This is a genomic window from Grimontia sp. AD028 (assembly GCF_000973155.1).
Classification (GTDB): domain Bacteria; phylum Pseudomonadota; class Gammaproteobacteria; order Enterobacterales; family Vibrionaceae; genus Enterovibrio; species Enterovibrio indicus.
In genome coordinates this window covers 1-26,057 of record NZ_LASY01000052.1, presented here as the reverse complement: position 1 = coordinate 26,057, position 26,057 = coordinate 1, and the positions used below count along the sequence as shown (strand labels likewise).

23 protein-coding genes are annotated in these 26,057 nt (G+C 48.7%); 9 read left to right on the top strand and 14 right to left on the bottom strand.

Annotated elements, in window-relative coordinates; genetic code table 11:
• Positions 1 to 50 precede the first annotated feature (50 nt).
• The 3 genes from RN22_RS11840 to RN22_RS11830 form a co-directional block, all read right to left on the bottom strand.
• On the bottom strand, positions 51 to 362 hold the full coding sequence (locus RN22_RS11840; RefSeq protein ID WP_046304437.1) for a hypothetical protein: 312 nt from the start codon (positions 360 to 362) through the stop codon (positions 51 to 53).
• A gap of 98 nt (positions 363 to 460) precedes the next feature.
• Positions 461 to 1,030, bottom strand: coding sequence for a hypothetical protein (locus tag RN22_RS11835; RefSeq protein ID WP_046304436.1), 570 nt, complete (start codon positions 1,028 to 1,030; stop codon positions 461 to 463).
• Between the two features lie 119 nt (positions 1,031 to 1,149).
• Positions 1,150 to 3,693, bottom strand: coding sequence for an Ig-like domain-containing protein (locus RN22_RS11830; protein ID WP_046304435.1), 2,544 nt, complete (start codon positions 3,691 to 3,693; stop codon positions 1,150 to 1,152).
• A 350-nt stretch (positions 3,694 to 4,043) separates the two neighbouring features.
• Here RN22_RS11830 and dctP point away from each other — a divergent pair, with 350 nt between their 5' ends.
• Positions 4,044 to 5,075 carry a TRAP transporter substrate-binding protein DctP gene (gene dctP / locus RN22_RS11825; protein WP_046304434.1) on the top strand — a complete coding sequence of 344 codons (1,032 nt, stop codon included), beginning with the start codon at positions 4,044 to 4,046 and terminating at the stop codon, positions 5,073 to 5,075.
• A 38-nt stretch (positions 5,076 to 5,113) separates the two neighbouring features.
• Here dctP and RN22_RS11820 read toward each other — a convergent pair whose 3' ends face one another.
• The gene (locus tag RN22_RS11820) at positions 5,114 to 7,231 is read right to left on the bottom strand and encodes a PTS sugar transporter subunit IIC/EAL domain-containing protein (RefSeq protein ID WP_046304433.1); all 2,118 of its coding nucleotides are present in this window, start codon (positions 7,229 to 7,231) and stop codon (positions 5,114 to 5,116) included.
• A 499-nt stretch (positions 7,232 to 7,730) separates the two neighbouring features.
• Between RN22_RS11820 and RN22_RS11815 the strand changes: the two genes are divergently transcribed.
• Entirely contained in the window at positions 7,731 to 8,321 is a 591-nt protein-coding gene (locus RN22_RS11815) for a hypothetical protein (RefSeq protein ID WP_052737530.1), read from the top strand.
• Between the two features lie 33 nt (positions 8,322 to 8,354).
• On the opposite strand, the gene RN22_RS11810 is transcribed toward RN22_RS11815, so the two are convergent.
• Positions 8,355 to 8,672, bottom strand: a complete 318-nt coding sequence (locus RN22_RS11810; protein WP_039849570.1) for a PilZ domain-containing protein — start codon at positions 8,670 to 8,672, stop codon at positions 8,355 to 8,357.
• Positions 8,673 to 8,910: 238 nt separating this feature from the next.
• Positions 8,911 to 9,300, bottom strand: coding sequence for a VOC family protein (locus RN22_RS11805; protein WP_046304432.1), 390 nt, complete (start codon positions 9,298 to 9,300; stop codon positions 8,911 to 8,913).
• A 383-nt stretch (positions 9,301 to 9,683) separates the two neighbouring features.
• Here RN22_RS11805 and dgt point away from each other — a divergent pair, with 383 nt between their 5' ends.
• Positions 9,684 to 11,144, top strand: coding sequence for a dGTPase (dgt, locus tag RN22_RS11800; protein ID WP_046304431.1), 1,461 nt, complete (start codon positions 9,684 to 9,686; stop codon positions 11,142 to 11,144).
• On the opposite strand, the gene RN22_RS11795 is transcribed toward dgt, so the two are convergent.
• Entirely contained in the window at positions 11,141 to 11,767 is a 627-nt protein-coding gene (locus RN22_RS11795) for a TetR/AcrR family transcriptional regulator (protein WP_046304430.1), read from the bottom strand. The genes dgt and RN22_RS11795 overlap by 4 nt on opposite strands.
• Positions 11,768 to 11,906: 139 nt before the next feature.
• On the opposite strand from RN22_RS11795, the gene RN22_RS11790 reads away from it, so the two are divergent.
• Positions 11,907 to 12,998 (top strand): efflux RND transporter periplasmic adaptor subunit, encoded by a 1,092-nt coding sequence (locus tag RN22_RS11790; RefSeq protein WP_046304429.1) that lies wholly within the window; start codon positions 11,907 to 11,909, stop codon positions 12,996 to 12,998.
• A 5-nt stretch (positions 12,999 to 13,003) separates the two neighbouring features.
• Positions 13,004 to 16,096, top strand: a complete 3,093-nt coding sequence (locus RN22_RS11785) for an efflux RND transporter permease subunit (protein WP_046304428.1) — start codon at positions 13,004 to 13,006, stop codon at positions 16,094 to 16,096.
• A gap of 443 nt (positions 16,097 to 16,539) precedes the next feature.
• Here RN22_RS11785 and RN22_RS11780 read toward each other — a convergent pair whose 3' ends face one another.
• The 3 genes from RN22_RS11780 to RN22_RS11770 form a co-directional block, all read right to left on the bottom strand.
• Positions 16,540 to 17,700 carry an AAA family ATPase gene (locus RN22_RS11780; RefSeq protein WP_046304427.1) on the bottom strand — a complete coding sequence of 387 codons (1,161 nt, stop codon included), beginning with the start codon at positions 17,698 to 17,700 and terminating at the stop codon, positions 16,540 to 16,542.
• 63 nt (positions 17,701 to 17,763) lie between these two features.
• Positions 17,764 to 18,174, bottom strand: a complete 411-nt coding sequence (locus RN22_RS11775; protein ID WP_046304426.1) for a VOC family protein — start codon at positions 18,172 to 18,174, stop codon at positions 17,764 to 17,766.
• On the bottom strand, positions 18,171 to 18,770 hold the full coding sequence (locus RN22_RS11770; protein WP_046304425.1) for a glutathione S-transferase family protein: 600 nt from the start codon (positions 18,768 to 18,770) through the stop codon (positions 18,171 to 18,173). Before RN22_RS11770 ends, RN22_RS11775 begins: the two co-directional genes overlap by 4 nt.
• An 81-nt stretch (positions 18,771 to 18,851) precedes the next feature.
• On the opposite strand from RN22_RS11770, the gene RN22_RS11765 reads away from it, so the two are divergent.
• From RN22_RS11765 to glcF, 4 genes are all read left to right on the top strand, one after another.
• Positions 18,852 to 19,766, top strand: coding sequence for a LysR family transcriptional regulator (locus RN22_RS11765; protein WP_231590888.1), 915 nt, complete (start codon positions 18,852 to 18,854; stop codon positions 19,764 to 19,766).
• A 122-nt stretch (positions 19,767 to 19,888) separates the two neighbouring features.
• Positions 19,889 to 21,331 carry an FAD-linked oxidase C-terminal domain-containing protein gene (locus RN22_RS11760; protein WP_046304424.1) on the top strand — a complete coding sequence of 481 codons (1,443 nt, stop codon included), beginning with the start codon at positions 19,889 to 19,891 and terminating at the stop codon, positions 21,329 to 21,331.
• A complete protein-coding gene (gene glcE, locus RN22_RS11755) occupies positions 21,324 to 22,418 on the top strand; it encodes a glycolate oxidase subunit GlcE (RefSeq protein WP_046304423.1) in 1,095 nt (364 codons plus the stop codon). The genes RN22_RS11760 and glcE overlap by 8 nt, the downstream gene beginning before the upstream one ends.
• The gene (glcF, locus tag RN22_RS11750; protein WP_046304422.1) at positions 22,415 to 23,638 is read left to right on the top strand and encodes a glycolate oxidase subunit GlcF; all 1,224 of its coding nucleotides are present in this window, start codon (positions 22,415 to 22,417) and stop codon (positions 23,636 to 23,638) included. The genes glcE and glcF overlap by 4 nt, the downstream gene beginning before the upstream one ends.
• 4 nt (positions 23,639 to 23,642) lie before the next feature.
• On the opposite strand, the gene RN22_RS11745 is transcribed toward glcF, so the two are convergent.
• From RN22_RS11745 to RN22_RS11730, 4 genes are all read right to left on the bottom strand, one after another.
• The gene (locus RN22_RS11745; RefSeq protein ID WP_046304421.1) at positions 23,643 to 24,104 is read right to left on the bottom strand and encodes an isoprenylcysteine carboxylmethyltransferase family protein; all 462 of its coding nucleotides are present in this window, start codon (positions 24,102 to 24,104) and stop codon (positions 23,643 to 23,645) included.
• 113 nt (positions 24,105 to 24,217) lie between these two features.
• The gene (locus tag RN22_RS11740; RefSeq protein WP_046304420.1) at positions 24,218 to 24,454 is read right to left on the bottom strand and encodes a hypothetical protein; all 237 of its coding nucleotides are present in this window, start codon (positions 24,452 to 24,454) and stop codon (positions 24,218 to 24,220) included.
• Positions 24,451 to 25,356: a GyrI-like domain-containing protein gene (locus RN22_RS11735; RefSeq protein ID WP_052737529.1), complete on the bottom strand. Its 906-nt coding sequence runs from the start codon at positions 25,354 to 25,356 to the stop codon at positions 24,451 to 24,453. Before RN22_RS11735 ends, RN22_RS11740 begins: the two co-directional genes overlap by 4 nt.
• A gap of 152 nt (positions 25,357 to 25,508) precedes the next feature.
• Complete coding sequence (locus RN22_RS11730; RefSeq protein ID WP_046304419.1) at positions 25,509 to 26,006, bottom strand: heme-binding protein; 498 nt, start codon at positions 26,004 to 26,006, stop codon at positions 25,509 to 25,511.
• Positions 26,007 to 26,057: the final 51 nt, after the last annotated feature.

Below are 26,057 nucleotides of genomic sequence, written 5' to 3'. Positions count from 1 at the left end.
ATAACCTCGTCACTAAAGATTCATACTCATCCGGTGACATTACCACCAGATTAATGAGTGACTTTAATTTGGACTTTGTACGGCGTTTCCAACTGCATCGTGTCACCAAATTTCACGATGGTTTCCAGCGCTAAAACCTCACCGGTAAACGTGGTTTTCTTGTTCTCAATCAGGTCGCGCCAAATATCGTCTAACGACAAAATGCGGGAATTATTAAACCCTTCAAATGACAATCTCATACACTGCTGCCAATCTTTACCGCTGCCTGTTCTTTCATACTCAGCGCCGACATCACCTACTGTTCTCTTGGAAGATACTTCAACATAAAATTCGGCAACTTCTTGTTCTCTCCATGTATTCATCTAGCATGCCTCATCATATAAGCCTGTCGAAATTATAGACAGTAACGACAACATTGATCGCATTTATGAGACAAGCGTGACCTATGTCGTTATAGGCCCTAACGTCGCCACCAGATGATGAGATGCAACAAAGCAAACAGGCCGTGCCCCCAGATATAGGCTTCAATCGCGCCAACGGCGGTTTTATGAATGGCTAAAAAATCTGGGCTGAGTGGATTTTCCATTAACATCGCGATGGCCCAAAGAGTGCCTGTAACGGTCGCCAACATCAGTGCCAGCAAGCCTAGTCCCTCAACCATCGCAGCCAACCCAGCAGGTTTTGGTTCTGGCAAGCGGCCAGTTCTTAGAATAAGCAAGTCAGCTTTAATGACTGTAAAGTTACCAAACAGCCAGGGATACATGTCTGTGATTGGACGCCGGTTAACCACGGTTACGAAAAAAACCATAGAGAAAAGTAACAGCCCTATCCCGCCATACATATGAATATGGTCAATCAGGGTGAGGTGATAAACGGTCGCATCTTTGCTGACATGCATTCCGGCTGAGGTGAGCAGTTGAAATATCACCCAGCTTATGGTCGTAAAGTGAAGCCACTTTTCCGCTGAGGGTAGTCGCGAGAACAGGAAAGAAAGTCCGCGAAGCGTTTTGTTTGGTGTTTGAACGTGCATATCTGGGTACTACTTTAAGAAGATTATGCAAGTCTATGAATTAAGATGGATAGCTGTTGTTTCAAAATTGATGAATAGGAAAAAAAGCGGGACATTACGTCCCGCTTCTCGCATTGAGGTTATTGCCCTGCATTCATGGCACTTAACTTATCGCCGACGGGGCCAGAGAAATTGAAGCCGTCATGTTTGTCCCAGTTGATTGACCAGGTCATGACACCACCAAAGTTCGGGTAGTTGAAAGCAGGTTTCACTGTTCCACACGCAGTACCTTTGGTCACGCAATCCAGAGCATCCAAGATGTTCTGAGTAGGTGCCTGGCCAGAGTTCGCCGAGCTTGGACCTGATGGTAAGCCGATAGCGACTTGGTCATCGCGAAGTGGCGCAAACGTGGTCCCGTTTGCCAATTCAAAACCTTCAATCAGCATTTTGGATTGAGCAACCATCATGTCTACTGAACCTTCCGGTGCAGCGCCTGAAAGATACGGATTCGGCAGACCACCATTGTTGTATAGCTGAACATGCAGCAGGTCCAAGGTATCGCGCAGTTCATCAATCAATGGAATGTAAGCGCCCCAAATACCGCTGTACGCCACCATACCGCCATGAACATATGGATGTTCAGGTGCCATCGTCAGGTACATGTCACCACCCATGTTGGTTTCAATCTGCTTCAATGCACGTGGTAAACGCGCCTGAATTTCCGAACCATGAACAAGGTTAGAGCCACTTTCCAGATCGATATCCAGACCATCAAAGCCCCACTCTTTCACAATCGCTGTCAGGCTCGAAACGAAGTTAGCTTCATCCGCATCAGTATTCAGCGTGATCGTCCCTTCCGCACCACCGAGTGACAGAACGAAAATTTTTCCTTTCGCCTGCAACGCAGCCATGTCTTGCTTGAACTTCATAGGATCAAGCGGAGGACAAGTGCTGCGAATGTCACCGTTATACAGATTAAAGTGGACAGTCCCGTCACTGTTGCGATCGTTCTCTGCGAAGGCGATATCAATGATATCCCACGCATCCGACATTTCGCTCAGATTCAGTGGACAGCCAGCACCGTTCACAAAGTTGTGCCAGTAACCAATCAGCTGATGTTTTTTCGCCGATTGCTCGAACACTTTCAGCGTAACAGCTGCGGTTGACGCAGTCAGGCCATTGCTATCAGTTGCTAGCGCAGAAACCGCGTAACTACCTACTGCACCTGGTGTCCAGCTTGCACTGTAAGGCGCCGTTGAATCAGATGCGACGATGGCACCATCAACCACGAAATCAACTTTCGCCACAGTACCGTTGAGGGCACTCGCTTCTGCTTCGAGCAACACAGCTTTACCTAAGCCGACAGAACTGCCTGCTGCTGGGGAGGTCAGGCTCGCTACCAATGGCTGGTCACTCACATTAACCAGAATGCCGGCATCGCCTGTATTACCCTCGTTATCAGTGGCAACGGCGCTGATGCTCACTTCGCCTAAACCTGTTACCGCCCAATCAACGGCATAAGGCGCAGCATTATCAACGGCAACGCTTTGGCCAGCTACGAAGAACTCAACGCCGGTTACGCTGCCATCAGAATCAACGGCATCAACAGCAAGGGAAACCATCTCACCTGCAAGCAGAGTTGCATTATCCGACGGAGAAGTGAAAGTCACGGTAGGAACAATGGCGCAGATACCCAGTTCAGTCCAAGCGTCTTGCCAGTGAGCGCCGGTATTTGGCTCATATGCCCACGCCGCATCCGATGAACACCATCCCGCTACGTCACATTGGTATTTGTAGTTCGCGTTTTGAACAATATCGCCAACTGCATAGCTGGTGCCAGCGCTGTAAGTCGGAACGCCAGCACAACCACCACCAACGGTATTGCCGGCAACTTTAACAGAGACTTCACCTGCCCAAGCCTGCAAGCCATCGTTGTCAGTCGCTTTAGCATTGAAACTGTGGTTGCCTTCCGTAGCAAGCCAAGGGGTTTCAAACGGAGCAACGTCATCTGAACCGACAAGTTTGTTGTCGACATAGAATTCTACAAGCGTGACTGCACCATCGGAGTCTTCTGCAGTTGCTGTCAGAGCAACTGTTTCACCAGCTTTTAATTGCGAACTCGCAGTCGGATTAGTCAGCTGTGCGGTAGGCGGGATACCAAAGACAGGGTCCTCAACCGAGATACTCACGCTTTGCTCGGACTTTGCGCCCTCATTGTCTGTGACCACAGCACGAACAATCGCCTGTCCCTGTTCTGCAACCCACTCCAAAGAGAAAGGAGGTGCAGTAACAATACCTACGCTGTTTGCGCCGATGAAGAATTCAACATCCGACACCGAGCCATCACTGTCGGAGGCCGTCGCTGCAAGAGTAATCACATCGCCAGTAACAAAGTTGGAGTTATTTAAAGGAGAAGTCAGGTCGATGACGGGAGGCTGGTTTCCACCGGTAGAACATTGCCCCAGCGCTTCCCACTCTTGCCATGGACCAGAGTTTTCAGCCGGGTTCTTGCCTGTCGTCCACCATTTGGCTTTGTAAGCCTCGCCAGTATATGCCACCTGATCGCCGCCATTGTATATGGCAGTGTTTTCCCAAGTTGGTAATGAAGTACAGTCAACTGCCCAAGCTGGCAGGGCTGTTGCTACACTCAGCGCAATGGCCGAGAGCATCATTGGTTTGTGCATGATGAATTTCCTTATTCGATAATAAGTCACCACCATTTTCTGTCCCGCTCACGGGACTACCGCAAAAAGACTTCGTGGCGTGGTTTGGGATCTTTCGACTTTATTCTTATCGAGAATTATCCCATTTCCATCATGGGTGAATCAGCCAGCTAACTCCATGACAATACGGCTTTTTACGCTCACATTGGTGCCCATTGCACAAACACAGTCCGCAACTTTTTTATTTCATTGAGGAAGTTCCCAAGGCATCACTTTTTCTCCCAGAATCTCAAGGACTAAACTGATGAAACACATGCATTTGCATTAACAATTAATTAGAGGAAAATCATTCAAGACATGGAAGTAAAGAGGTGAAAATGCGCTATCTGCTGAGACTGTTTATGGTGACACTCACCTTTTCCCTTTCTTTATCCGTTCAGGCGTCGAGTGAGGAAGAACGGGTGGTGTGGCGTTTTGGGCTGGAAGAAATTGAAGGGTCAGTACAAGACATTTACGCCAAAGAATTTAAACGCATCATCGAAGAAAAGTCCGGTGGTGAGGTGGTCGTCGATATTTACTCTTATGGCACCTTGGGTGAATCAGAAGATCTCACCGCGTTGACCACACTCGGCACACTTCAGCTTACCCATGCCTCCGTGGGTATCATCGGCAGCCTGGTGCCTGAAATGCAGGTTTTCAATATTCCCTACATTTATTCGCATGACGACGAGCTGAATCAATCCGTTATCGCCAGCAATCCCACTCTTTATGAAGTGCTTGGGAATGCACTTATCGATCAAGATCTGCGCTTGATGACCCTCTATCTTGAAGGCGATATGGTGTGGTCAACCAATCAAGAAGTGGTCAAACCCAGCGATTTCAAGCAATTCCGAATGCGAGTGATGAATTCCCCGTTGGTGATTGAATCCTTTCAACTTTATGGCGCAGATGCCGTGCCACTCCCTTATTCTCAGGTTTATGGCGCGCTACAAGCCAATATTGTGGATGGGCAGACCAATCCGGTTTTCTCGATAGAAGAAATGAAGTTTTACGAAGTGACGGAATACATGATTTGGCCGGGCAAGCAAAAGTTCACCACCTCAGTGATTGCCAATCAAGCATGGTATTTATCACTCTCGCCTGAGCACAAAACATTGCTTCGGGAGACGTTTCAGGGCTTGAGCGATTACATACTCGAAAAGCAGCAAGCCCTGAACAAAAAGCAACTGGCCACCATTAAAGCATTCAAACCCAGTATGACCTTTATCACTCTCAACCGAAGTCAACAAAACGCATTTAAGAAACTCGCTGAGCCTGTTAGAAGTCGTTATGTAGAGTTAGTAGGGAAGCCTGGGGAGCGTTTGTTGGAAGCCTTGGATGAGGCACTTGCCCACAAAAAATAAGAGAGCGACCGGCGCTCTCTCATTTCTCTTTGGATTGGTTAAGCAATTTCTCGATTGGTGCGTGCCACCGGCACTTTACTGATCGCCTGGCGTTGCAGAGCATAGTTCCGCACCTCTGAAGCAGAAACTGCCTTGCTGTAATACCAGCCCTGAATCACCACATCTGCTTCGCGCGAAACAATATCAAGCTGCTCTTGGGTTTCCACCCCTTCCACAATAATGTTCATGCCTAGCTGTTTGGCGATTCCAGTCAGGCTATAGAACACCTGTTTGCCCCGTTCGCTGCTAAGCGCCAACACAAAACTGCGGTCGATTTTCATCGCATCAATATCGAAGCGGTTGAGATAACTCAATGAACTATAACCCGTCCCGAAGTCATCGATATGTACAGCAGAACCCGCCATATGAAGACGCGAAATGGCCTGTTCTACCATCGCTGGTTTATCAATCAGCGAATCTTCAGTAATCTCAAAATGAATCAGTCCCGGCACCTGCGCGATGAGCGAGAGAATCTCTTCCATTGCGTCTTTATTTGTCAGGGTATGACTGGTAATGTTCACGCTGATTGGCATATAGAAAGTCTGATCCATCCAGAGCTTGCTCTGTTCCACAGACTGTCGAACAACCCAGAGGTCGATATCTGTCATCAGGTTCGCTTTCTCAAACACCGAAAGGAATTGACCCGGCGCTTCAACATTCCCCATGCTATCGCGTAAACGGATCAGCGCTTCTACTGCCGTCACCTGACCAGTGTGGCTAGAAACCTGCGGTTGATATTCCAGATAGAACTCGCGGGTAGCGAACGCTTCCAACTGCATTTGCACGCCTTGAATTTCACGCACTTTATGGAGCGATTCCGTCACCGGATCTACCGCTAACACATACGCTTCTTCTTCACGGCGGGTGAAAGTGGTATCCAGCGAAGGAATGTACAAATCACGGGTTTTGGCGTGCGCATCCAACATACGAACAAAGGGTAAATAGATCAGTGTACTGACCATCACCAGCCCCACTTGCAATATCACTGCGTTGTAATCGCCACCTGTTGAGATAAACGCATTCAGAATCAACGGGCTTGTGATTGGTGCCATCACCACAGGAATAGCCACCAGCCCCATCGACATCACAGTTAATGCAATACCCATATTGACCAATGGTGCGATCAAAAACGGAATGAAAAGACGCAGGTTAAAAATGATTGGCAAACCAAACATCAGAATTTCATTGATATTAAAGAAACCCAAAGGAATGCTTGAAATCGCAATCACACGCATCACTTTGTCTTTGGAAAACGCCAATATCGCCAGCGCAAGCCCCAATGTCGCCCCAGAGCCACCAATGAAAACAAACGATGACAGGGTCGAAATATTCATCACGTTTGAAGGCATGGCCCCAGCACTGTAAAGCACGCGGTTGATATCCAGTACATCAATCAAAGGTTGAACCAATGGCGTTAGCGCGTAGTAGCCATGAATACCCAAAAACCACAACAAGGAATTCAAGGTAGAGAAGAGCGCACCGACGCTATATGGGTCATTGACTGGGTCAAACGCCTTAAGGAAAGCCGCTGAATCAAAATACAAGCTGGTCAGAGTGAGTAGCTTTGTCAGCAAGACAACCACACCAGTGGTGATAACACCCGGAATGATGAGGTTCATGGAGTCTTTGACTAACTTACCAGCGACTTCGTTTTCGACAATTCGCGCCCATCTTTGCTTTTTCAGTTTGGAGAGCAAAGGAACAGCATAAATTGGCAGGGTTAAGCCAACAAAGGTCAACAGAATTGAGCTGGCTTGATACTCATAGCCCAGCACTTTTTCCGCCACTGCAACGTAAGAGATGCATAACACCGCAATCGGCGGTCGGGGTAAACGCCACTGAATCGCAAGCATCATGCTAATAGATGCAGCAAAAAGGTATGGATAAAGGGAGGTCAGTGACAGTCTCAGTAGGTTCAGTTCGTGTATAAAAATGGGTGCATCCACATGAAGGAATTCGAGCATGCTCGCCACAAATCCCAGGATGCTTGACACTATTAAACAAGGGACAAGCCACAACATCCCGTCTCGCATTGCTCTGAGCGATCGCGTCACCGCCTCAAACCGATACGGATTGAGCCAATGTAAGAAAGATTGGTTGTTTAATTTTTGCTTCATTTAATTCACTGAAAGAAGGCCAACGACATTGTTGCCCATTGTCGCGATGAAAATTCAGAGCGAGTAAATATGCTAAAACAGCGATAATTTGCCGGGTATTGTAGTGTCTAGAAAACCTAAATCAACATCTCCCATAAATAAAATCGATTTTTACCAGCCATTAACATTCACCCTGCGAATGCAATATCAAATTTCATCCATTGGATCACTCATTACCAATCGTTTGCGCTGGGAACTTATTCACGTTTTCGGCAGCTTACAGCCAGAAATTAAGAGCTTGAAAGAAAAAATGAGATCTTGAGTCCAATATCAAAACATCAATTAACAACAATATTAATAATGTTATTTGTCTCGATGATTGAAAAATTATTTATTAATTATCTTTGGTAAATCGACGTTTACGATTAATTCCAATTGGAATATTTAATTAACATCCATCAAAGCATTTGATTTATGGCGTATAATTAAGTGGTTATTACCTTTATGCCTGCGAGAGAAGATGACCAATAAATCAACAGCTCACCCGCGTTTCGGGATTTCAGTCGTATTACTGACATTTCTGTTGATCCTGTCAGGCCAGACTGTCCAAGCTATGGGCAAGAAAAAGCCACATTTTGTCGATACATTGAAACTTCATGGATACATTGATAACTATGGTAACGTTCGATTAAACAATTCGCCCTTGACGGAATTACCCGAGCCTTTCGATGTGGAAGGATTTCTAGACATCGAAGGTAGTCAGATCGAACGTTTGCCCGACGGCTTAACCGTGAAAGGTTATGTCAACGCTTCCAATACAAGGCTGACCCGATTCCCTAAAATTGATGTAGGCGGATACATCAACCTCACCAACTCAAAAGTCGCTGTTTTGCCACAAGGATTTAAAGTAAACGGCGATCTCAGCTTGAGCGGTACACCAATCGCTGCCTTGCCAAGACGATTAAACGTGAAAGGAAATCTTTACCTAAGCAACACGCGCGTGAAGTCGCTGCCACCTGATTTAAGCGTTGGCGGGGATCTATATTTAAGAGGCTCTCCGGTCAGTACCATTCCGGAAACCGTTCGGGTGGGTGGAAGGATTTACCGCTGAGCACTTGTGACATTTCTCCGTCAACGTTTGTGCTCAGGCGGCGCGTTTGATTTGAGAGAGTTGGACTGCATGAAGTTTGCGGCGTAGGGCGAGTCCATAGCGATAACGTACACGACCACCAATCTTTACCTCCCCTTTATGCTTGATTTCGACACGGAGTTTCGGCATGGAGTTGATTTTCAGCTCACCAATGCCCTCTTCCAGCTTCCACTCTGAAGTAAAACCCATACCCCGTTCAGAGATATCCGTAATTTGAATACTCACCTTCGGGAAAATTTTATGTGCCCAATACAGGGTTCCTTTCACCCTAGATTGGCACTTGTATCTTTGCCAACGGCGTACTTCACTCATCGCCCTACTTCTCTCTCACATAAATACTCAATGAGATTCACTCAACCTGAGTGAATCAATAGGAGCTGTTGACCTTTGGTGATGGTTTTTGATGCAGTTTGTGGCACCTAAAACGCTTAGGGCTAGAACAAAATTCAACCACCAAAGATCAACAGACCCTGAGATATAGTACGGACGAGAACGATAAAATTTCGTCTTATTTTAGAAACAACTTAAGTTTAACTTACGGAAGCTCTCGTTAGTGAGGCACTTCATAGAGTTCCAATGGCAAACCATCAGGATCCTGAAAGAAGGTAAAACGGGCTTGAGTGTATGGGTCGACACGCACAGGCTCGCATTGAACACCCTGCGATTCCAGATAGGCGGTAGCTTCATCAATGTTTTGCGTGGAAAAAGCAAGGTGGCGCAGCCCTTGAGCTTCAGGGAACGAAGGACGTGAAGGACTTTCCGGAAAAGAAAACAGCTCCAGTTGCCTGCCATCAGGAAGTTGCAAATCAACTTTCCAGGAATTCCGCGCTTCACGGTAATTCTCCGCCAGAATTTCAAACCCCAGCACCTCATGATAAAAACGCTTTGACACGACAATATCGCTGGCAATCAAAGCGACGTGATGAATTCCTTGAATCACTGGCGAAAACTCCTATTAGTTAGTCATTTTTACCAACCATTATTAGGTTGACTGACCGACACGTCTCTAACTCTTTGAAAATACGGCTATCATAATTGGCATCAGATTTGCTGAAAAAGACGTTAAAGTAATAACAAGGATAGAAATGATGACGCTAACAGCAAAACGTAAGAACCAGTATAAAGCAGGTTTTTCAGTGTTTATGTTCGGCTTTTCCTTTGGAGTCGCGCTTCTCGCGTCCGTTTGTTAAGTACAGTTATACCCGAGAAATGCCGTATCACTGCCTGTCGGCATTTCTCTTTTTTCTTCCCTATCAAGCTTATCGACAATCCTGCCTTACAGCGCTAAGGTTATGAAAATACGTTGCTTCCGGTAGGGTACCCATGTCTCACATCGATTTCAGGAAGAAAATCAGCCTCGCCCGTCCCAGACCTTATGGCACCCATCTTCAACGGGCCCTTGAAAGTGACCGTGGGCGCATTATCAATTCCGCCCCCATTCGCCGTTTACAGCAAAAAACGCAAGTCTTCCCACTGGAACGAAACTCTGCGGTACGAAGCCGACTCACTCATTCCATGGAAGTGCAGCAAGTTGGCCGATTTATCGTCCACTCTATTTTTGATCGCCTCTCAGACAATGAAATCAAAGCCTATGGATTGGCGGAGCTTGAGCGTCCGATTGAATCTTTGGTGGAAATAGCCTGCCTGATGCATGACATGGGCAACCCGCCATTCGGGCATTGCGGTGAAGACGCGATTAACCGTTGGTTTAGCAAACACCTCAACGATCTCGCGCCCATGCGTCGGCTTCTTGAGGAACTTCCAACGTCAACAACAGACCCCATTCTCCATGAGCTTTGTCATTTCGATGGCAACGCGCAGGCAATCCGTCTGGTGCAATCACTGCATCGCTTCAATCTTACCTACAGTCAGGCAGCGGCAGTGCTGAAATACACCCGTCCAGCGACTGAGCGCGCCGAGGAAGTGCCGGTAGATAAAAGCTATCTCACCAAGAAAGTCGGTTACTACATCACTGAAAACCGCTACGTGAATGCTTTGATGGACGAGTTGGAAATCAGCAAATACTGCCGTCATCCTCTCAGCTACATCATGGAAGCGGCAGACGACATTTCTTACTGTCTGGCTGACTTGGAAGACGCGGTCGAGAAACGCATTCTTTCTCTGGAAACCCTGACTGAACATCTCAAACGCACGTTTGCCGAGCTTGAGCCGGATAACCGCCCGATAAAAGGCAGGCACTGTTTCGACGCCCTGCTCGACAACGTTTATCGTGATGCGCAAAACGACGAGATCAGCCCAACCCACAAATTCTTTATCAAACTTCGTGTGGAAATGGTTCATCCATTGGTCAATCACGCGTCAGAACAGTTCACGCAGAACCTTGAAGCGGTATTCAATGGCGATCTGAACCGTGCGTTAATCGAAGACAACAGCCAATTCCACGCATTGGCGAAGACTTTCAAACAGGTGGCAATTAATCACGTATTCAACGATCCCGAAGTCGAAAATCTGGAACTTCAAGGTTACAAAATCATTGGTGGGTTATTGGAAGAATATCGACCCCTGCTGGATTTAGACCAAGATACCTTCCAGAAAATCGTTCGCGGTGAGGGACGAAAATTGCCCGTGGAAAGAAGGTTATTCAACAAACTTTCCAGAAAACATGTAGCGGCATATGAAATTGCCCTGAAGGAAGAAGCACCAGTGAGTCATCCGACGCTTTGGGAGTTCTACTTGAGATGCCGATTACTGCAGGATTACATCAGTGGCATGACCGATCAGTTCGCGTTTGATGAATACAAAACCCTGCTGGTTAGCGATTAAAGCCTCTCAGTTGGATAGCCGTATCCTCGTAAGAACAGATCCACGCAGGAATGCACGTAAGTGCGTCGTGTTTCTGCGTCTTCTTCTGAGTCAAACCCCAGTAACGCCCAATACACCGCACGACCATGCAACATCAGCAAGAGCTGCATAGCCGCAGATTCAGTGTTGTTGCACAGGGGCAGCTCCCCCCTTTTTACCAACAGGGAAAGGTAATCACTGATTCGGTTGATGTTGCGGATAGGACCCTGTTCTAGAAAGATGCGGGCGATTTCAGGATGGGTACCAGACTGACGAATCGTATTCTGAAACGTATTACGCGCCTCTTCCCCCAGCAGCATGTTTTGGAACAGCCAGCCAAACTCACGGAGCACGACGTGTGCGGCACGTGATTCGTGTTCCAGATCCAGCTCCAACCCCGCCGAGATGCATTTTTCAATGATGCAGGTTTCGAACAACTGATCTTTACTACTGAAGTGCGCGTAAACCGTTTGTTTACTGACATTTGCATGCACTGCAATTGCATCCATAGAGATCCCATAGCCTTGCTTGGAAAAGAGCTCAACAGCTGCCGAAAGGATTTGTTGGCGCTTTTGCTCTTTTCGCTGCGAGATATGCGTTGTCATAGTCTTCCCTGGTTGAGTTGCTGTGCATTTATTAGCCTAATCAAACTGGACAGTCTAGTTTGATTGCTTTATTTTTAATCTAATTGGACTGGACAGTCTAGTCCACTAAATAATCGTAACGGACGACGAGAAATTTTCCATGCAAAAGTGCATTCCATCTGTCGCTATCGCGGCCACTATCACTCTCCTCACTGCCTGTAATTCGCAGACAGAAGAAGCCGCGGCACAGCCTGAGCATAACTTACCGACCGTTAATGTACTGACCGTAGAACTTGCACCGGGTTATTCCGTTAACCGCGAATATGTCGGTACTGTTCAGGCGGGTCAAAGTGCCAATCTAGGTTTTGAGCTCGGCGGCAAGGTGAACAGCTTATTAGTCGACGAGGGCGATACCGTTGTTAAAGGCCAGCCCCTGATCAGACTGGATACCCAGTTACTCGAAACCGAAGCCCAGCAGTTGGGCGCGCAATTGGAACAACTCGACGCCCAACTGGACCTCACCCGCACCAACCTAAAACGCCAACGCCAGTTGAAAAAGAAAGGCTTCAGTGCGGATGCAGAAATCGATTCACTGATCAGCCAACGTGACGCCCTGTTGGCTAATGTTCGACAACTCAATGCGTCACTTTCCTCGAATAAACTTCGTCAGGAAAAATCCACCATCTACGCCCCTTACAACGGCAAGATAAGCCAGCGCTATGTCTCCCAAGGGGACGTTGTCAATGTTGGTGCGCCGACCCTCACCCTATTGGCAGATGATCTAAAAGAAGCGCGTATTGGCGTGCCTATAAAATATCTCGAAGCACTGACTGCCAATTCATCCGCCAAGGTCCGTGTCGCTTCAGATGTTTATCCAGCGACGTTACTGAATCCTGGCGCTGCACTGGATATGCGCTCGCGCACCGTGACGCTTCGTTACCTGCTTCCTGAAGGCTCAAATGCCCTCGACGGCCAACTCGCTTATTTGCAGTTTTCCTTTGAAACACCGCAAGAAGGTTTCTGGATGCCATTGACAGGACTGACTGATGGACTGCGTGGAACTTGGAATGTCTATGCCGTGGTACCGGGCGATTCGGGCAGTCAGTTTGTATCGCGCCGTTCAGTGCAAGTTCTCCATGCTGATGAGAAGAAGGCCTATGTCTCCGGTGCGATTGGCGACGGTGACAAAGTATTAGTGGATGGCGTTCACCGCGTGGTTTCCGGTCAATCCGTAAACGTAGCGGCGGAGTAACTTCCATGGAAAAGTTACTCAAAAACACCCGATTATTGGTCCTGTTTACTGTCCTGTTGTTGGTTTCAGGGCTTTCAGCGCTCTCTACCCTTCCCCGCGCAGAAGACCCTGCACTCATCAATCGCTGGGCAACGATTACGACGGCTTATCCTGGCGCTAGTGCAGAGCGTGTAGAAGCCTTGGTCACAGAGGAGCTTGAAAACGAGCTACGTGCACTCGATGAAATTAAGTTGATTGAATCCCAGTCGCGCCCTGGTATTTCTGTCATCACCATAGAACTTCATGACGAACTCACCGAAACTGAACCGGTTTGGTCAAAGGTACGTGACAAAATTGGAGATGCGTCGCCTAACCTGCCTTCCGGCGCTTTAGAACCCGCCTTCGACAATGATCATTCGAATGCTTTTACCTACATCACTGCCCTGCAGTGGGATGACGACAGCGATGTTGACCCACTGATCCTCGGCCGTTATGCCAAAGAGCTTGCCAAACGTTGGCGAAACCTTGCTGGCACTGAATTTGTAGAAACCCACGGCGCGCCGGACGAAGAGATTCTCGTCACGCTCGATGTGGCGTCTGCCAGTGTGCTTGGGCAATCTGCCCTTTCCATCTCGAACGCCATTTCAGCAGCCGATGCTAAAAACGCGGCAGGTGAACTTCACAATGAACGTAACCGCTTCCAACTGGAAGTCGCAGGCGAACTCGACTCAGTTGATCGGGTAAAGCGTGTTCCTGTCGCGATTGATGAGAATGGCTTTCTTGTCCGGTTGGAAGATGTCGCTTCCGTTGTGCGGGCGCAGGCTTTGCCACTCAAACAAATTGCACTGATTGATGGCAAACCCGCGGTATTGGTTTCTGCACGGATGCAAGGAACGATTCGGGTTGACAACTGGACGGCGTCTGCCGATGCACTTATCGACGGATTCCGAGCAGATCTTCCCTCAAACATCAGCATCAAACCTATTTTCAAGCAGGCCAAATACACCGAAACCCGACTGTCAGAGTTGGTCGATAGCTTACTGCTCGGTTTCGGGCTGGTATTGATTGTGCTGTTTATCACTTTGGGCTTTCGATCTGCGATTTTGGTCGCCCTGTCTCTACCCATCGCCTCTGCTTTTACGCTTGCATTAATGAGCTTTACGGGCTTGCCTATTAACCAGATGTCCGTCACGGGTCTTATCGTGTCACTCGGCATCATGGTCGATAACGCCATTGTCATGGTCGATACCATCCAGCATTACCGCCAACAAGGCGTGAAGCGACTGGAAGCGGCAGTGAACGCCATCAAACACCTTTGGTTACCGCTGCTGGGTTCGACATTGACGACGATCCTCGCCTTTGCGCCCATCTTCCTCATGCCGGGGCCTGCAGGTGAATTCGTCGGCGCGATTGCCATTACCGTCAGCTTCTCGCTGATTGGCTCCTACATCGTTTCGCATTTTCTGGTGTCGGGCTTTGCGGCGCGCTGGTTGCCTTCTGGCGAAAGCCACAACCATTGGTATCAATCAGGCTTGAGCATTCCTTGGTTAAGTGAGGCTTTCCGCACGTCAGTCCGAGCCGCGGTTAGGTTCCCGTGGCTTGCGATCCCAATTGTGTTTATGGTGCCATTTTCCGGCTTTTGGGCTGCTGGCCAGCTCACCGAACAATTCTTCCCACCATCAGACAGAGATATGTTTGAGATTCAGGTGTTCCTGTCTCCTCAAGCGAGTATTAATGCGACATTGGAAACCACCCGACAGATTGAAGCGCTGCTAGAAGAAACCGAGGGCGTTGAGCAAGTGGGCTGGGTGGTCGGTGAGAACTTCCCATCGTTTTACTACAACATGATGGGACGCCAACGTGGCGCGCCTAATTTCGCGCAAGCCATGGTGAAAGCCGAAGACTTCCGTGCCGCGAATGACATGATCCCATTACTTCAGGGGCAACTTTCCGAGCAATTTCCCCACGCGCAAATTCTGGTGAGAAAGCTGGAGCAAGGCCCTCCTTTCAATGCGCCACTGGAAGTGCGAGTGTATGGCCCGAACCTTGACCGTCTTCGGGATATCAGTGAGAACATTCGTCTGCTGATGGCATCCACACCTGATGTCATTAACACCCGCGAAACCCTGCAACCTGGCACACCTAAGATTGCCGTCAAGGTGAATGAAGAAGCCAGTCAACTTACAGGCATGTCACTCAGTGATATCGCCATGCTGCTCAATGCCTCCATGTCAGGCATTGTTCAGGGAAGCGTCGTCGAAGAAACTGAGTCCATTCCTGTCCGGGTGCGCGTCGCTGATGACTCACGTACCAGCATCAACGAATTGAACAAACTGAGATTGCCTTTGGCTGGCAGTGAAGGTCAGGCTGACTTGCCTATCACCGCCATTGCAGATTTGGCGATCGAGCCTAGCCGTGGTGCCATTCCCCACCGCAATGGTGAACGTGTCAATGTGATTGAAGGTTACATCACTGCCGGCGTGCTGCCACAAACTGCATTGAACGCTTTTACTGAGAAACTGGAAAACGCTGACCTGCGTTTACCGCCGGGTTATCGCCTCGAATTTGGTGGCGAATCTGCTGAGCGTAACGATTCCGTCAATCAGCTTTTGGCCAACCTCACCATCGTTATCACCCTCTTAATTGCGGTTGTCGTGGTCTCGTTCAATTCATTCCGTCTGAGCGGGATTATTTTCTTGGTCGGCGTTCAGGCTGCAGGTTTGGGTCTATTGTCGGTTTGGGTGTTTGGCTACCCATTTGGCTTTACGGTGATCATTGGATTACTTGGCTTGGTTGGTCTGGCGATCAACGCCTCGATAGTGATTCTGGCAGAGCTAAAATCCTGCCCAGAGGCCAAATCGGGGAACCGAGAAGCCATTGTTGAAGCTGTAAGCAGTTGTGGGCGACACATCACCTCCACGACCATCACAACAATTGGCGGTTTCCTGCCGTTAATCCTGGCTGGCGGTGGCTTCTGGCCACCTTTCGCTATCGCCATTGCTGGCGGCACATTGCTGACAACCCTGCTGTCATTCTACTTCGTGCCAGCAGCATTCAGGATTGCAGTTGCGTTTCGCCCTTTAGACAAACCCAACTCTCTGGAACCCACTGAGGCATAAGGTGAACAGCAGGCATAAAAAAACAGCCACCTCCCGGTGGCTGTTTTTTCTTCAATGGTTGAATCGTATCCGCAAAAGCTAAAACGCAGAAAGAACAGGGCTAGCCATTAAGCCCATCAGCAGCAAAATTGGAAACATGATCTTAATGATGAACGGAATCCGCATTATCACATTCCTTTTCTAATAGTACGGCTTTAGCAACCCGCGACTCTCCCGCACGGTTTGCACTCCGCCAAGCCAACAGCAGCAAAGCTTGTTAATTATAGACGCAAACTTTTAACAAGACATACAGCATTGCATACCTTTTTGGACAAAAACTTAGACAGCCAGCAGTTCTATATGAAATATAAGGAATATTTTCTCTAAATATTTTTGCGATTCATCACGCTTTTATAGCAAATATCATACGAAATCGGATGCGCAACACCTTCAATTCACCTTCATCAATCTGGCCAGTACCAGTTTGGTGTGTCTAACAATCCCTGACCTTGCACTTCGGTTTGACCCAAGACTTTTTCCAGCTCTATAGCATGACAATCTGGATGCTGATTCAAGGCGTTTATCAAGCGGTTCGCATGGGAAATCACCCAAACCTGCGAATGCTGTGAGGCGTGGGTGATCAGTCTAGCAAGCGCAGGCAAAAGATCAGGATGCAGACTGGTTTCTGGTTCGTTCAACACCATCAGCGCTGGAGGCCTTGGCGTCAGCAATGCAGCGACCCAAAGCAGAAACCGCAACGTTCCGTCAGAAAGCTCTGCACTGCTCAATGGACGAAGCAAGCCTTTCTGGTAGAACTCCATCGCGAAGCGGCCATCACGCCCAGCAACTATCTTGAGACTGCAACCCGGAAAGGCATCTTCAATGGCTTTGTCTAATGCTTCTTTGTCTCCAATTTCCATGATGGTCCGCAAGGCAGCCGCCACATCCCTTCCATCGTGATGAAGTACCGGCGTTCTGGTCCCTAGCTGAGGCTTTCTGGCAGGTGCATCGGCGTCAGTCCGGAAATGATCATAAAAGCGCCAGCTCCGAATCATTTCGCGGGTATGAAAAACTTCGGCAGCAGAGCTTGGATCAGCATGAGCATCAAACATGCTGTCATAACTAGGTATATGCTGGGAGGCCACTTCCCAGCTACGTCCATTGCGAATTCTAACCATGTTACCTTTTCGCTCTACCAGAGAGCTGGCTGGACGATAGTACGGGCCATTGAAAATGCATTCACGCTTGATTTCGGGATCGAAACAAAATGCACTTTGCTGGGGTTCAGGTAATCCAAGCGAAATCGTGTAGCCAAAGGTCTCGCTCGAGAACCCAAGTTTTAGCCTTATTACATCTTTGCGTACCACTGGCTCCACCTCCACATCCCCACGACGCATCGCCTCAGAGATTTCTTCGGGACCCGCCCAGAAGGTCGATTGCAATCCCCCTTCTTCCGCAAGCGAGTTGACCACTCCGCCGGATGCAGTTTTCGCCAGCAACCGAAGCGCCTTGTACAAGTTCGATTTGCCACTGCCGTTCGGCCCGGTGATCAGATTTAACGGCCCGAGGGGGATAGTGAGAGACTGGATGGAGCGGTAGTTGGCAATGGAAAGCGTGGTAAGCATGATGGGTCCTGAAAAGTGTCCAGACGATGTAACATATCAATGTTATCAATCGCCTGTCACCCTTCATTTTTCCAATTCATTAAACTCAAGCACAGTGCCATCAGGGTCGCGGATAAAACAAGCTACACGTCTTTCCCCGATGCGTATCGGCCCTTCCGTCACCTTGATACCCCTTCGCTTACAAAAAGAGAGAAACGCAGACATTGAGTCGATCACGTAAGCAATATGGGTAATGCCTGGAAACTTCGTGTCCGCATCCTGAAGAACATTGTGCCCGTGCAACAAAGGTTCATCGCCACTGAATATCAGATTAATACGCTGACCTTCGCTGTTTTCCATCTCACAAGCGTTGTGCTCAGGCAACATCAACACTTGGGTAAACCCAAGCATTTTGTAAAAAGACATCGCTTTTTGAGCATTACAGACCCGAATGCCTACATGTTCAAAAGCCCTGATTTTCACCTCAACTGTCATAATTCAATGCCCGGCATGGTGATAAAGCCATCGAGCCCTTTTATCGCATCCATCCACCGGTTTACATGCTCAAATTGCTCTCCACTCACGCCCCCTTGATGCATCAAGGCTATGTAAGGAAAACATGCGATGTCTGCAATAGTCGGAGAGTCGCCCACCAGCCAATCGTTCTCTGACAGGTGGTCATCTAATATCTCAGCACACTGAAGCGCCTTGATTCTCGCGCTGTCCACATCCAACTCAACGCCAAAGAGATCATGCAATCTGGCATCATTTGGCCCCCTTGCGATTTCATTGGCAGCATAAGACAACCACTGCATCACCTCTCCCTGACTTTTGGCATTCTGAGGCCACCAGGATAAAAGCTGATATTTTTGCGCGAGATAAATAAGAATTGCCTGAGAATCACGGACGATAAAACCATCGTCGTTCAGCACCGGTATTTGCCCTAGAGGGTTTATCTTTAAAAATGCATCCGTTTTGTGCTCACCTGCCATGTAATCAACGGCATAGATAGACAATGGAATATCATTTAAAGCGCAAAACAAACGTACTTTGTAGCAGTTGCCGGAAAGTTCAAGATCATAGAGTTTCATATCCAAAGCTCCTTCCAATGGATGATTGAGGTTTCATCACTGTAAGTCGAAAATATGCCTTCGAACATGGAGGTTAGTGCAATGCAGAATTGCAAGAATGCAGACCCATTATGGAATGACCTGAAAATCTATAACGCTGTCGTGTGCGAAGGATCGTTATCCGGCGCATCAAGACGATTGAGCATCAGTCATTCCACAGTGTGCCGCAGAATTTCGCGTCTCGAAGATATTGTCGGCGTCCCGTTAATCCGAAGACGATCTAATGGCATCGCATTTACCAAAGATGGAGAGCAGTTGGGTGGCTTTGTCAGGGAAATGGATGAACGCGCCAACGACATCATGTTCTGGATTAAACAGAAGAAAGATGACCTCGCTGGCGTCCTGTCACTCAGTTGCTGCGATATCGCCTTGCAGAGCCTGTCGCGTATCGTAGGAGATCTTTCCGTCTCCAATCCCGGCATTCAATTCGATATTAAAGTCAGCGCGATGAATGCAGATTTACGGCTTGCCAGCACAGATCTCGCCATTCGTGCCACCACCTCTCCCGATGAGTCGCTGGTTGGCGTAAAGCTCAGTCACTTTCAGTTCCAACTGGCGAAATGCGCGGGAGTGAACTCTCCTTCCCATGCGAACTGGATTTGCCTTAACGACGCGTTTTCCCACCTTCCTGCTGAACGTTGGCTAGGGGAACAAAAATCAGAAAGCCAAAGCCAAATCAAAGTCGACAGCTATATGAGCGCGGCGGAATTGATTCGCACCGGGACAGGCATTGGATTGTTGCCAGATTTCGTGGTGGAAAATGATCCGTACCTTGAAGCCATTCACGTTGAAGAAACACTCCCCACTTGGGATTTATGGTTGGTTTATCACCGCTCTCAAATCAACAACGGTCTGGTAAAAGCATTTACTAATCACCTGAAAAGTCATTGGTGCGAAAACCAATCCATCCCCCTACCTCCGGAAGTAAGCAGCACCGATCTTTCTTGGCAAAAGTGAATTGCGCTCTCATTCTTCGTTCAAACTGGACGGCAGCCCTCACACTAGGCTCAATGGATAGGAAGCAGAGACAAGTACTCACCTATTGTTAAATAGCGTGGATTGTTTTCAGGGAAGGAAACATGAAAAGGGAAGTCATCACAGCACTAGACGGCATTGTCGGAAGCAAATTTGTCATTACCGACGAAGAAACCATGCGTCCCTATGAATGTGATGGCCTCTCTGTCTATACCGAAATGCCAGTGTGTGTCGTGCTTCCCGCTTCGACAGAAGAAGTCATGGCGATCATGTCGCTCTGCTACAAATACAAGATCAACGTCGTCGCCCGAGGTGCAGGAACCGGTCTTTCTGCTGGCGCCTTACCGTTAAGTGATGGCCTCCTGCTTTCCCTCGCCAGACTCAATCAAATACTGGATATCGATAAAACCACCTCACTGGCCGTGGTTCAACCCGGCGTTCGTAACCTGGCTATATCAGAACAAGCCAGCCGTGAAGGTTTGTATTATGCGCCTGACCCCTCATCCCAAATTGCCTGTTCGATTGGCGGTAATGTCGCCGAAAACGCAGGCGGTGTGCATTGCCTGAAATATGGCTTAACCGTCCACAATGTGGTTTCTGCTGTGGTCGTCACCGCCGAAGGCGAGAAACTGGTTTTGGGCGGAGCTGCGTTTGACCTACCGTGTTTCGACTTACTGGCTTTAATGACGGGCTCGGAAGGCATGTTAGGCATCGTCACTGAAATCACCGTGCGCTTGCTTCCTCTGCCCGACGTGGCCCGCGTTATCCTTGCTGGTTTTGATTCGGTGGAGAACGCTGCAAATGCAGTGAACGATATCATCGCCAACGGCATCATTCCCGCAGGTTTAGAAATGATGGATGCTTACGCCATTTCCGCCGCGGAAGACTTTGCCAAAGCGGGTTATCCCAAAGAGGCCGATGCCCTACTTCTTTGCGAGCTGGATGGCAGCGAAGAAGATGTGAATCACCAGCTTTCACAAACTCAGCAAATATTGCAGCAGGCTGGCGCGACCACGCTGAAGATCTCCGAAAGCGAAGATGAACGGGCGAGAATGTGGAAAGGCCGCAAGTCTGCATTCCCCGCGGTAGGACGAATTTCACCGGATTATTACTGTATGGATGGCACTATTCCGCGCAGTGAACTTGCCAGCGTGCTCAATCAAATCCACCAGCTTTCACGATTCTATGGCCTACGCGTCGCCAATGTCTTTCATGCTGGGGACGGTAACCTCCACCCTTTGATTCTGTTTGATGCCAATGTGCAGGGGGAACTTGAAAAGACCGAAGAATTCGGCGCAGAGATACTCAGAATTTGTGTCGAGGCCGGCGGCTGTATCACTGGGGAACATGGTGTTGGCGTAGAGAAAATCAACCAGATGCACCACCAGTTTAATGACGCTGAATTAGCGCAGTTTCATCGCGTAAAAGCAGCCTGGGACGCGGAAGGATTGCTCAACCCCGGCAAAGGCATTCCCGAGCCAAAGCATTGTCAGGAACACAAAACGCTTATCCACTCTCACAAAACGGAGGGGAGTTCAAATGGCTGATATCACCTCCAACCTGATTGAACAGGTCAACGATGCGATTGCGGATAAAACAGCATTAAATTTGATTGGCGGAAATACAAAACACTTCATCGGACGTCAGCCTGTCGGTCAGGCCGTTTCCCTTAAAAACCATACAGGCGTGATTTCCTATCGCCCGAGCGAGCTTGCGATTACCGCCCGTGCGGGCACGACCATTGCGGAGATTCAGGCACAGCTGGCTAATAACAACCAGACCTTGGTGGGTGAACCACCGGCCTTTAACGGCAAAGCCACGCTCGGAGGTTCTGTTGCTGCTGGCATCAGCGGTGCTTCACGCCCTTTTTGGGGCTCACTGCGCGATGCAATACTGGGGGTGAAACTCATCAATGGCTACGGGGAACATCTTCGCTTTGGTGGACAAGTGATGAAAAACGTCGCTGGTTACGATGTTTCCAGACTGCAAGCCGGGGCGTTTGGTGCGTTCGGCATTATCACTGAAGTCAGTCTGCGTGTGCGTCCAAAATCAGAAAGCACCACCACCCTGGTGTTTGAATACGATGCACCCTCTGCTATCAGGCGAATGCGCGATCTTTCAGTGTCCGCGCATCCTTTGTCTGCAAGCGCTTGGTGCTCAGGCCAACTCTTCATCCGGCTTTCCGGCAGTCAACTGGCTATCAATCACAGCATAGAAACGCTTGGTGGAGAACGGCTGGAAAATCAGGATTTGTTCTGGCGTTCCATCAGAAATTTCCGTCACCCATTCTTTGCTCATCGTGCACAGCCGTTATATCGGCTCTCCCTCTCTCCCGCCGCACCGCACTATGAGCAATTGGGCGATACACTGATCGACTGGGCAGGTGGCGTCAGATGGGTCTACTCGGAACAATCGCTCTCCACCCTCGCCAATCTTGCAGCTCTGCAAGGTGGACATGCCGCTTGTTATCGTCCCATTGATCGTCATGCCGAGTGTTTTCATCCGCAGTCGGACACGGCCAAACGCATTCACCAGAACCTGAAAATGGCTTTTGACCCACACAGTCTGTTTAATCCCGGCCGCATGTATTCGTGGTTAGGGCGAGATGAAGCTCAGGGAGACAATAGCCAATGAAGACATCACTGAAAGATGAGTTTCTAAGCACGCTGGATGGCAAAAAGGCCGAAGAAATCCTGCGACGATGCGTTCACTGCGGCTTCTGCAATGCTACCTGCCCAACCTACCAAGAACTCAGCGATGAACGGGACGGACCGCGCGGGCGAATTTACCTCATCAAACAAATGCTGGAAAACGGCGAAGCCACAGAGAAAACACGAACGCATCTGGATAGGTGCCTGACTTGCCGAAGTTGTGAAACCACCTGTCCCTCTGGCGTCGAATACAGCCAGCTGTTGGATATCGGCAAGCAGCACATTGAAAAGCATGTGCCTCGTTCGTTTAGCGACAGAATACTACGTTACGGCGTCACACGAATCCTACCCAATGCTTCATGGAACAAGGTAATGTTCAGGCTCGCACGCCAGTTTACGTTTCTGATGCCAGACACCTTCCGTGAGCAAATTCCAACGGAACAACCGCTAAAGTCCTATCCTTCCGCAACGAAAACCAACCGGACCATGATTGCCTTCAGAGGCTGCGTGCAGCAAACCGCTACGCCCAATACTGTCAAAGCTACCAAAGCGGTGTTAAGTCATTTGGGGATTGAGCTGATTGAAGTGGCTCAGGAAGGCTGTTGTGGCGCAGTCAATCTTCACCTTTCTGAGCATGAGCGGGCCGTTCAGCAAGCCAAACGAAACATCGATGCCTGGTGGCGCTATCTCGAACATGGTGCTGAAGCCATTGTCATGTCTGCATCAGGTTGTGGTGTCACCATCAAGGAGTACCCGCAGCTTCTGGTCGAATCCCCTTACTATCGAGAGAGGGCTTTGGTTATTGCTGGAAAAGCCAAGGATTTGAGTGACATCTTACTCGCCGAAGATCTCACCCAATTGCCGCTTAAAACGAACAAGGAGCGAGTTGCCGTTCACTGCCCCTGCACGCTCCAACACGGCATGAAGACTAAGGAAACCTATTACGAGGTATTGAGGCGATTAGGTGTCGAGCAAACCCGCACGACGGAAGATCATCTTTGTTGTGGATCAGCAGGCACCTATTCACTGTTCCAACCAGAGCTCAGTCAGCAATTATTGAAACGTAAAATGAAGGCGCTCAGTGAAGGTGATCCTGAAGGGATTGTCACAGCCAACATTGGCTGCCAATTGCACTTAGGCTCGAAAGCCCAAGTGCCGGTGAAACATTGGATTGAATTGATTGCGGAACGTTTGGAAAACTGAGCGGTTAAATCCAGCGTCTTACCTTGGTCATGTATTCAGGAAAAGCATCCGGGAATTGACCCGTCAGGTATGCTTCTTCCGGCTCAATCTGAAAACGGTTCATGTAAAACACAAACGCTAAACAGCCCAACGCAGTGAACAGATTCGCCCAATAAAAAACACCACCCACCAACGCCAGAAGCATTCCAAGGTACATAGGGTTTCGGGTGATTTTGTATATGCCACCGGAAACAAGTGCTGTGGCTTCCGTCGTCAGCATTGGGTTTACTGTGGTTTTATGGCGACGAAACTCGACCACACCGCTCACAGCAACAAACGCACCAATAGCCACAAATAACAAAAACAAACCGGAAGGAAGGGAAACCAACCATTCGCTGGCAGGGGTAAACAGGGAAATGACCTTCATTAATGCAAGTGCCAGTGCGACAACAATAACAGGGGGGATTTTCAGTTTCAGGCTATCCATCACATTTGTTCCTTGGGCTTATTTCGTTTGCCAATATACTAACGCGTTATAGCAAACAGCGCGCCCCGACCAGATACTAACCTGTTGAATTAAAGATACTTACGCGAGTAGGTTCAAGGGTTTGGATTCACGTAATAAAAAAGAGTGAAGAAAAGCGCCAGTATGAAGTTCACCTGCCAAAGCCCATTCCCCCAAAACGTCAGAGGTTCATCAGACCAAATCCGCAATGACAATACGAACATCTCCCCTTTCACCGTGACAACAAGCAATGCCGCAAGATAGGTTTTGATAAAGCTCGATACACCCAGCCGGGCGTAACCTAAAAACTTCTCAATCCTCGCCACATTCATAGTATTGGCAGGTAAATATCAGTGATCATCTCCCGCTCCGGTACTTCTGGGAACAAGTTGATTCGTTCGAAAAACACCGGAAAATCACGAAGCTTCTCACCCGATTGTTCCAGCCACGGGGAATAAAGGTAGCGAACAGCGACACCAATGGCATCCGTGCTACCCACAAAGCGGATCTTGGCGCATCGGCCGCCTTCAATGGTTTTCACTATGATGCGCGGGTCAGATAGATCCGCTTTTTCAGGGAGCTCACAACCAATATCAAAGCGGAAAGAAGAGTCGGTTACCGCATCGGGGTCATCAAAAACCAGATTGAAGGTACGATACTTCGATGGAGGACAATGATTGGCACGTCGCCATTCAATAAACTCTCCCACCGTTCCACCGAGTCGATTAGGTGAATCTCGGTGCTCCATGGCAGCAATCGTGATGCTTGGGAAATCCACAATCTCTACCTCAAAGTCAGTCCGATTCACATACACTTCATTTCTCACCCGCACAATGGCATCAAAATGGGTTTCCCACGACGCCCAGTCTGGATCCTGCCTAAAAGCAGAGGGGGAAACACCAAAGACTTTCCTGAACGCGCGGGAGAAAGATTCACTGTTTTCGTAACTACAATCGAGCGCAATATCAGTGACGGAGATATCAGGCCGATAAACCAGTTGGTAGGAGGCTTTTTTCAGGCGAAGCAGCCTGACATAAGTGGCAACGTTAACGCCATAGCGGATGGAAAACTGACGGTGGAAGTGGAACTTGGATAAGCATGCCACGCCTGAGAGCGCATCCAAATCAATGTCGCTATCAAGGTTAAGTTCAATGAATTCGCGCGCTCTTTCCAGTTTTTCCGCTAAATGATGCATCTTGGTTCTATTTACCGTTTCATCCATGTTTGGTGTCATTCTGGGTCTGCCTTTCGCAAGGCAAACCAGTTAGACCAAAGTATCCTGAAACCGAAAATAAAACATGACCAAAATTGCTGAGCTTCGATCTACGCTGGGCTTTATCAAGCACCGGAAATGGAAAGAGCAGAGTCTCCCCTGCTCTTGTCGCACTATTTCAGATGTTTCTTAATGGCAGCTTCTGCGCAGGCAACATCAAGATGGCCGCCAGGCGCACCGCCGACACCAATCCCACCAACAATCATGTCTTTCTCTTTCAGAGGAATACCGCCTGCCAAAAACAACAGGTTCTCGTCCATGTATTGCAGGGGCTGCAGAATGGGCTTGTCATTGATGGTTTTCATCAGATCCACCGTTGGGCGTTTCATGCTGACGGATGTGAACGCTTTCTGGCGCGAGCTCTCCAGTGTGTGGGTCCCTGCATTGTTATCACGAACCTGCGCTAACACCCTTCCGGTCGGATCAACCACGGTTGCCGTCACCGCATAGCCGTCTTTCTTACACTTATTCATCGCTTCCACTGCAAGGTTAAAAGCAACAGAAGAAGAGAGTTCTGATTTCTGAATGCTGATGTCCTTAGCCATTACGCCAAAGGAGGTAATACAGGTTGCGCCAATAACCAGTGCCAAATGTTTCATTGATAATTTCATGAGCCTTTTTCCTTTCTGTTCGTCCTAATGTGATATACCCAAACGACCTGA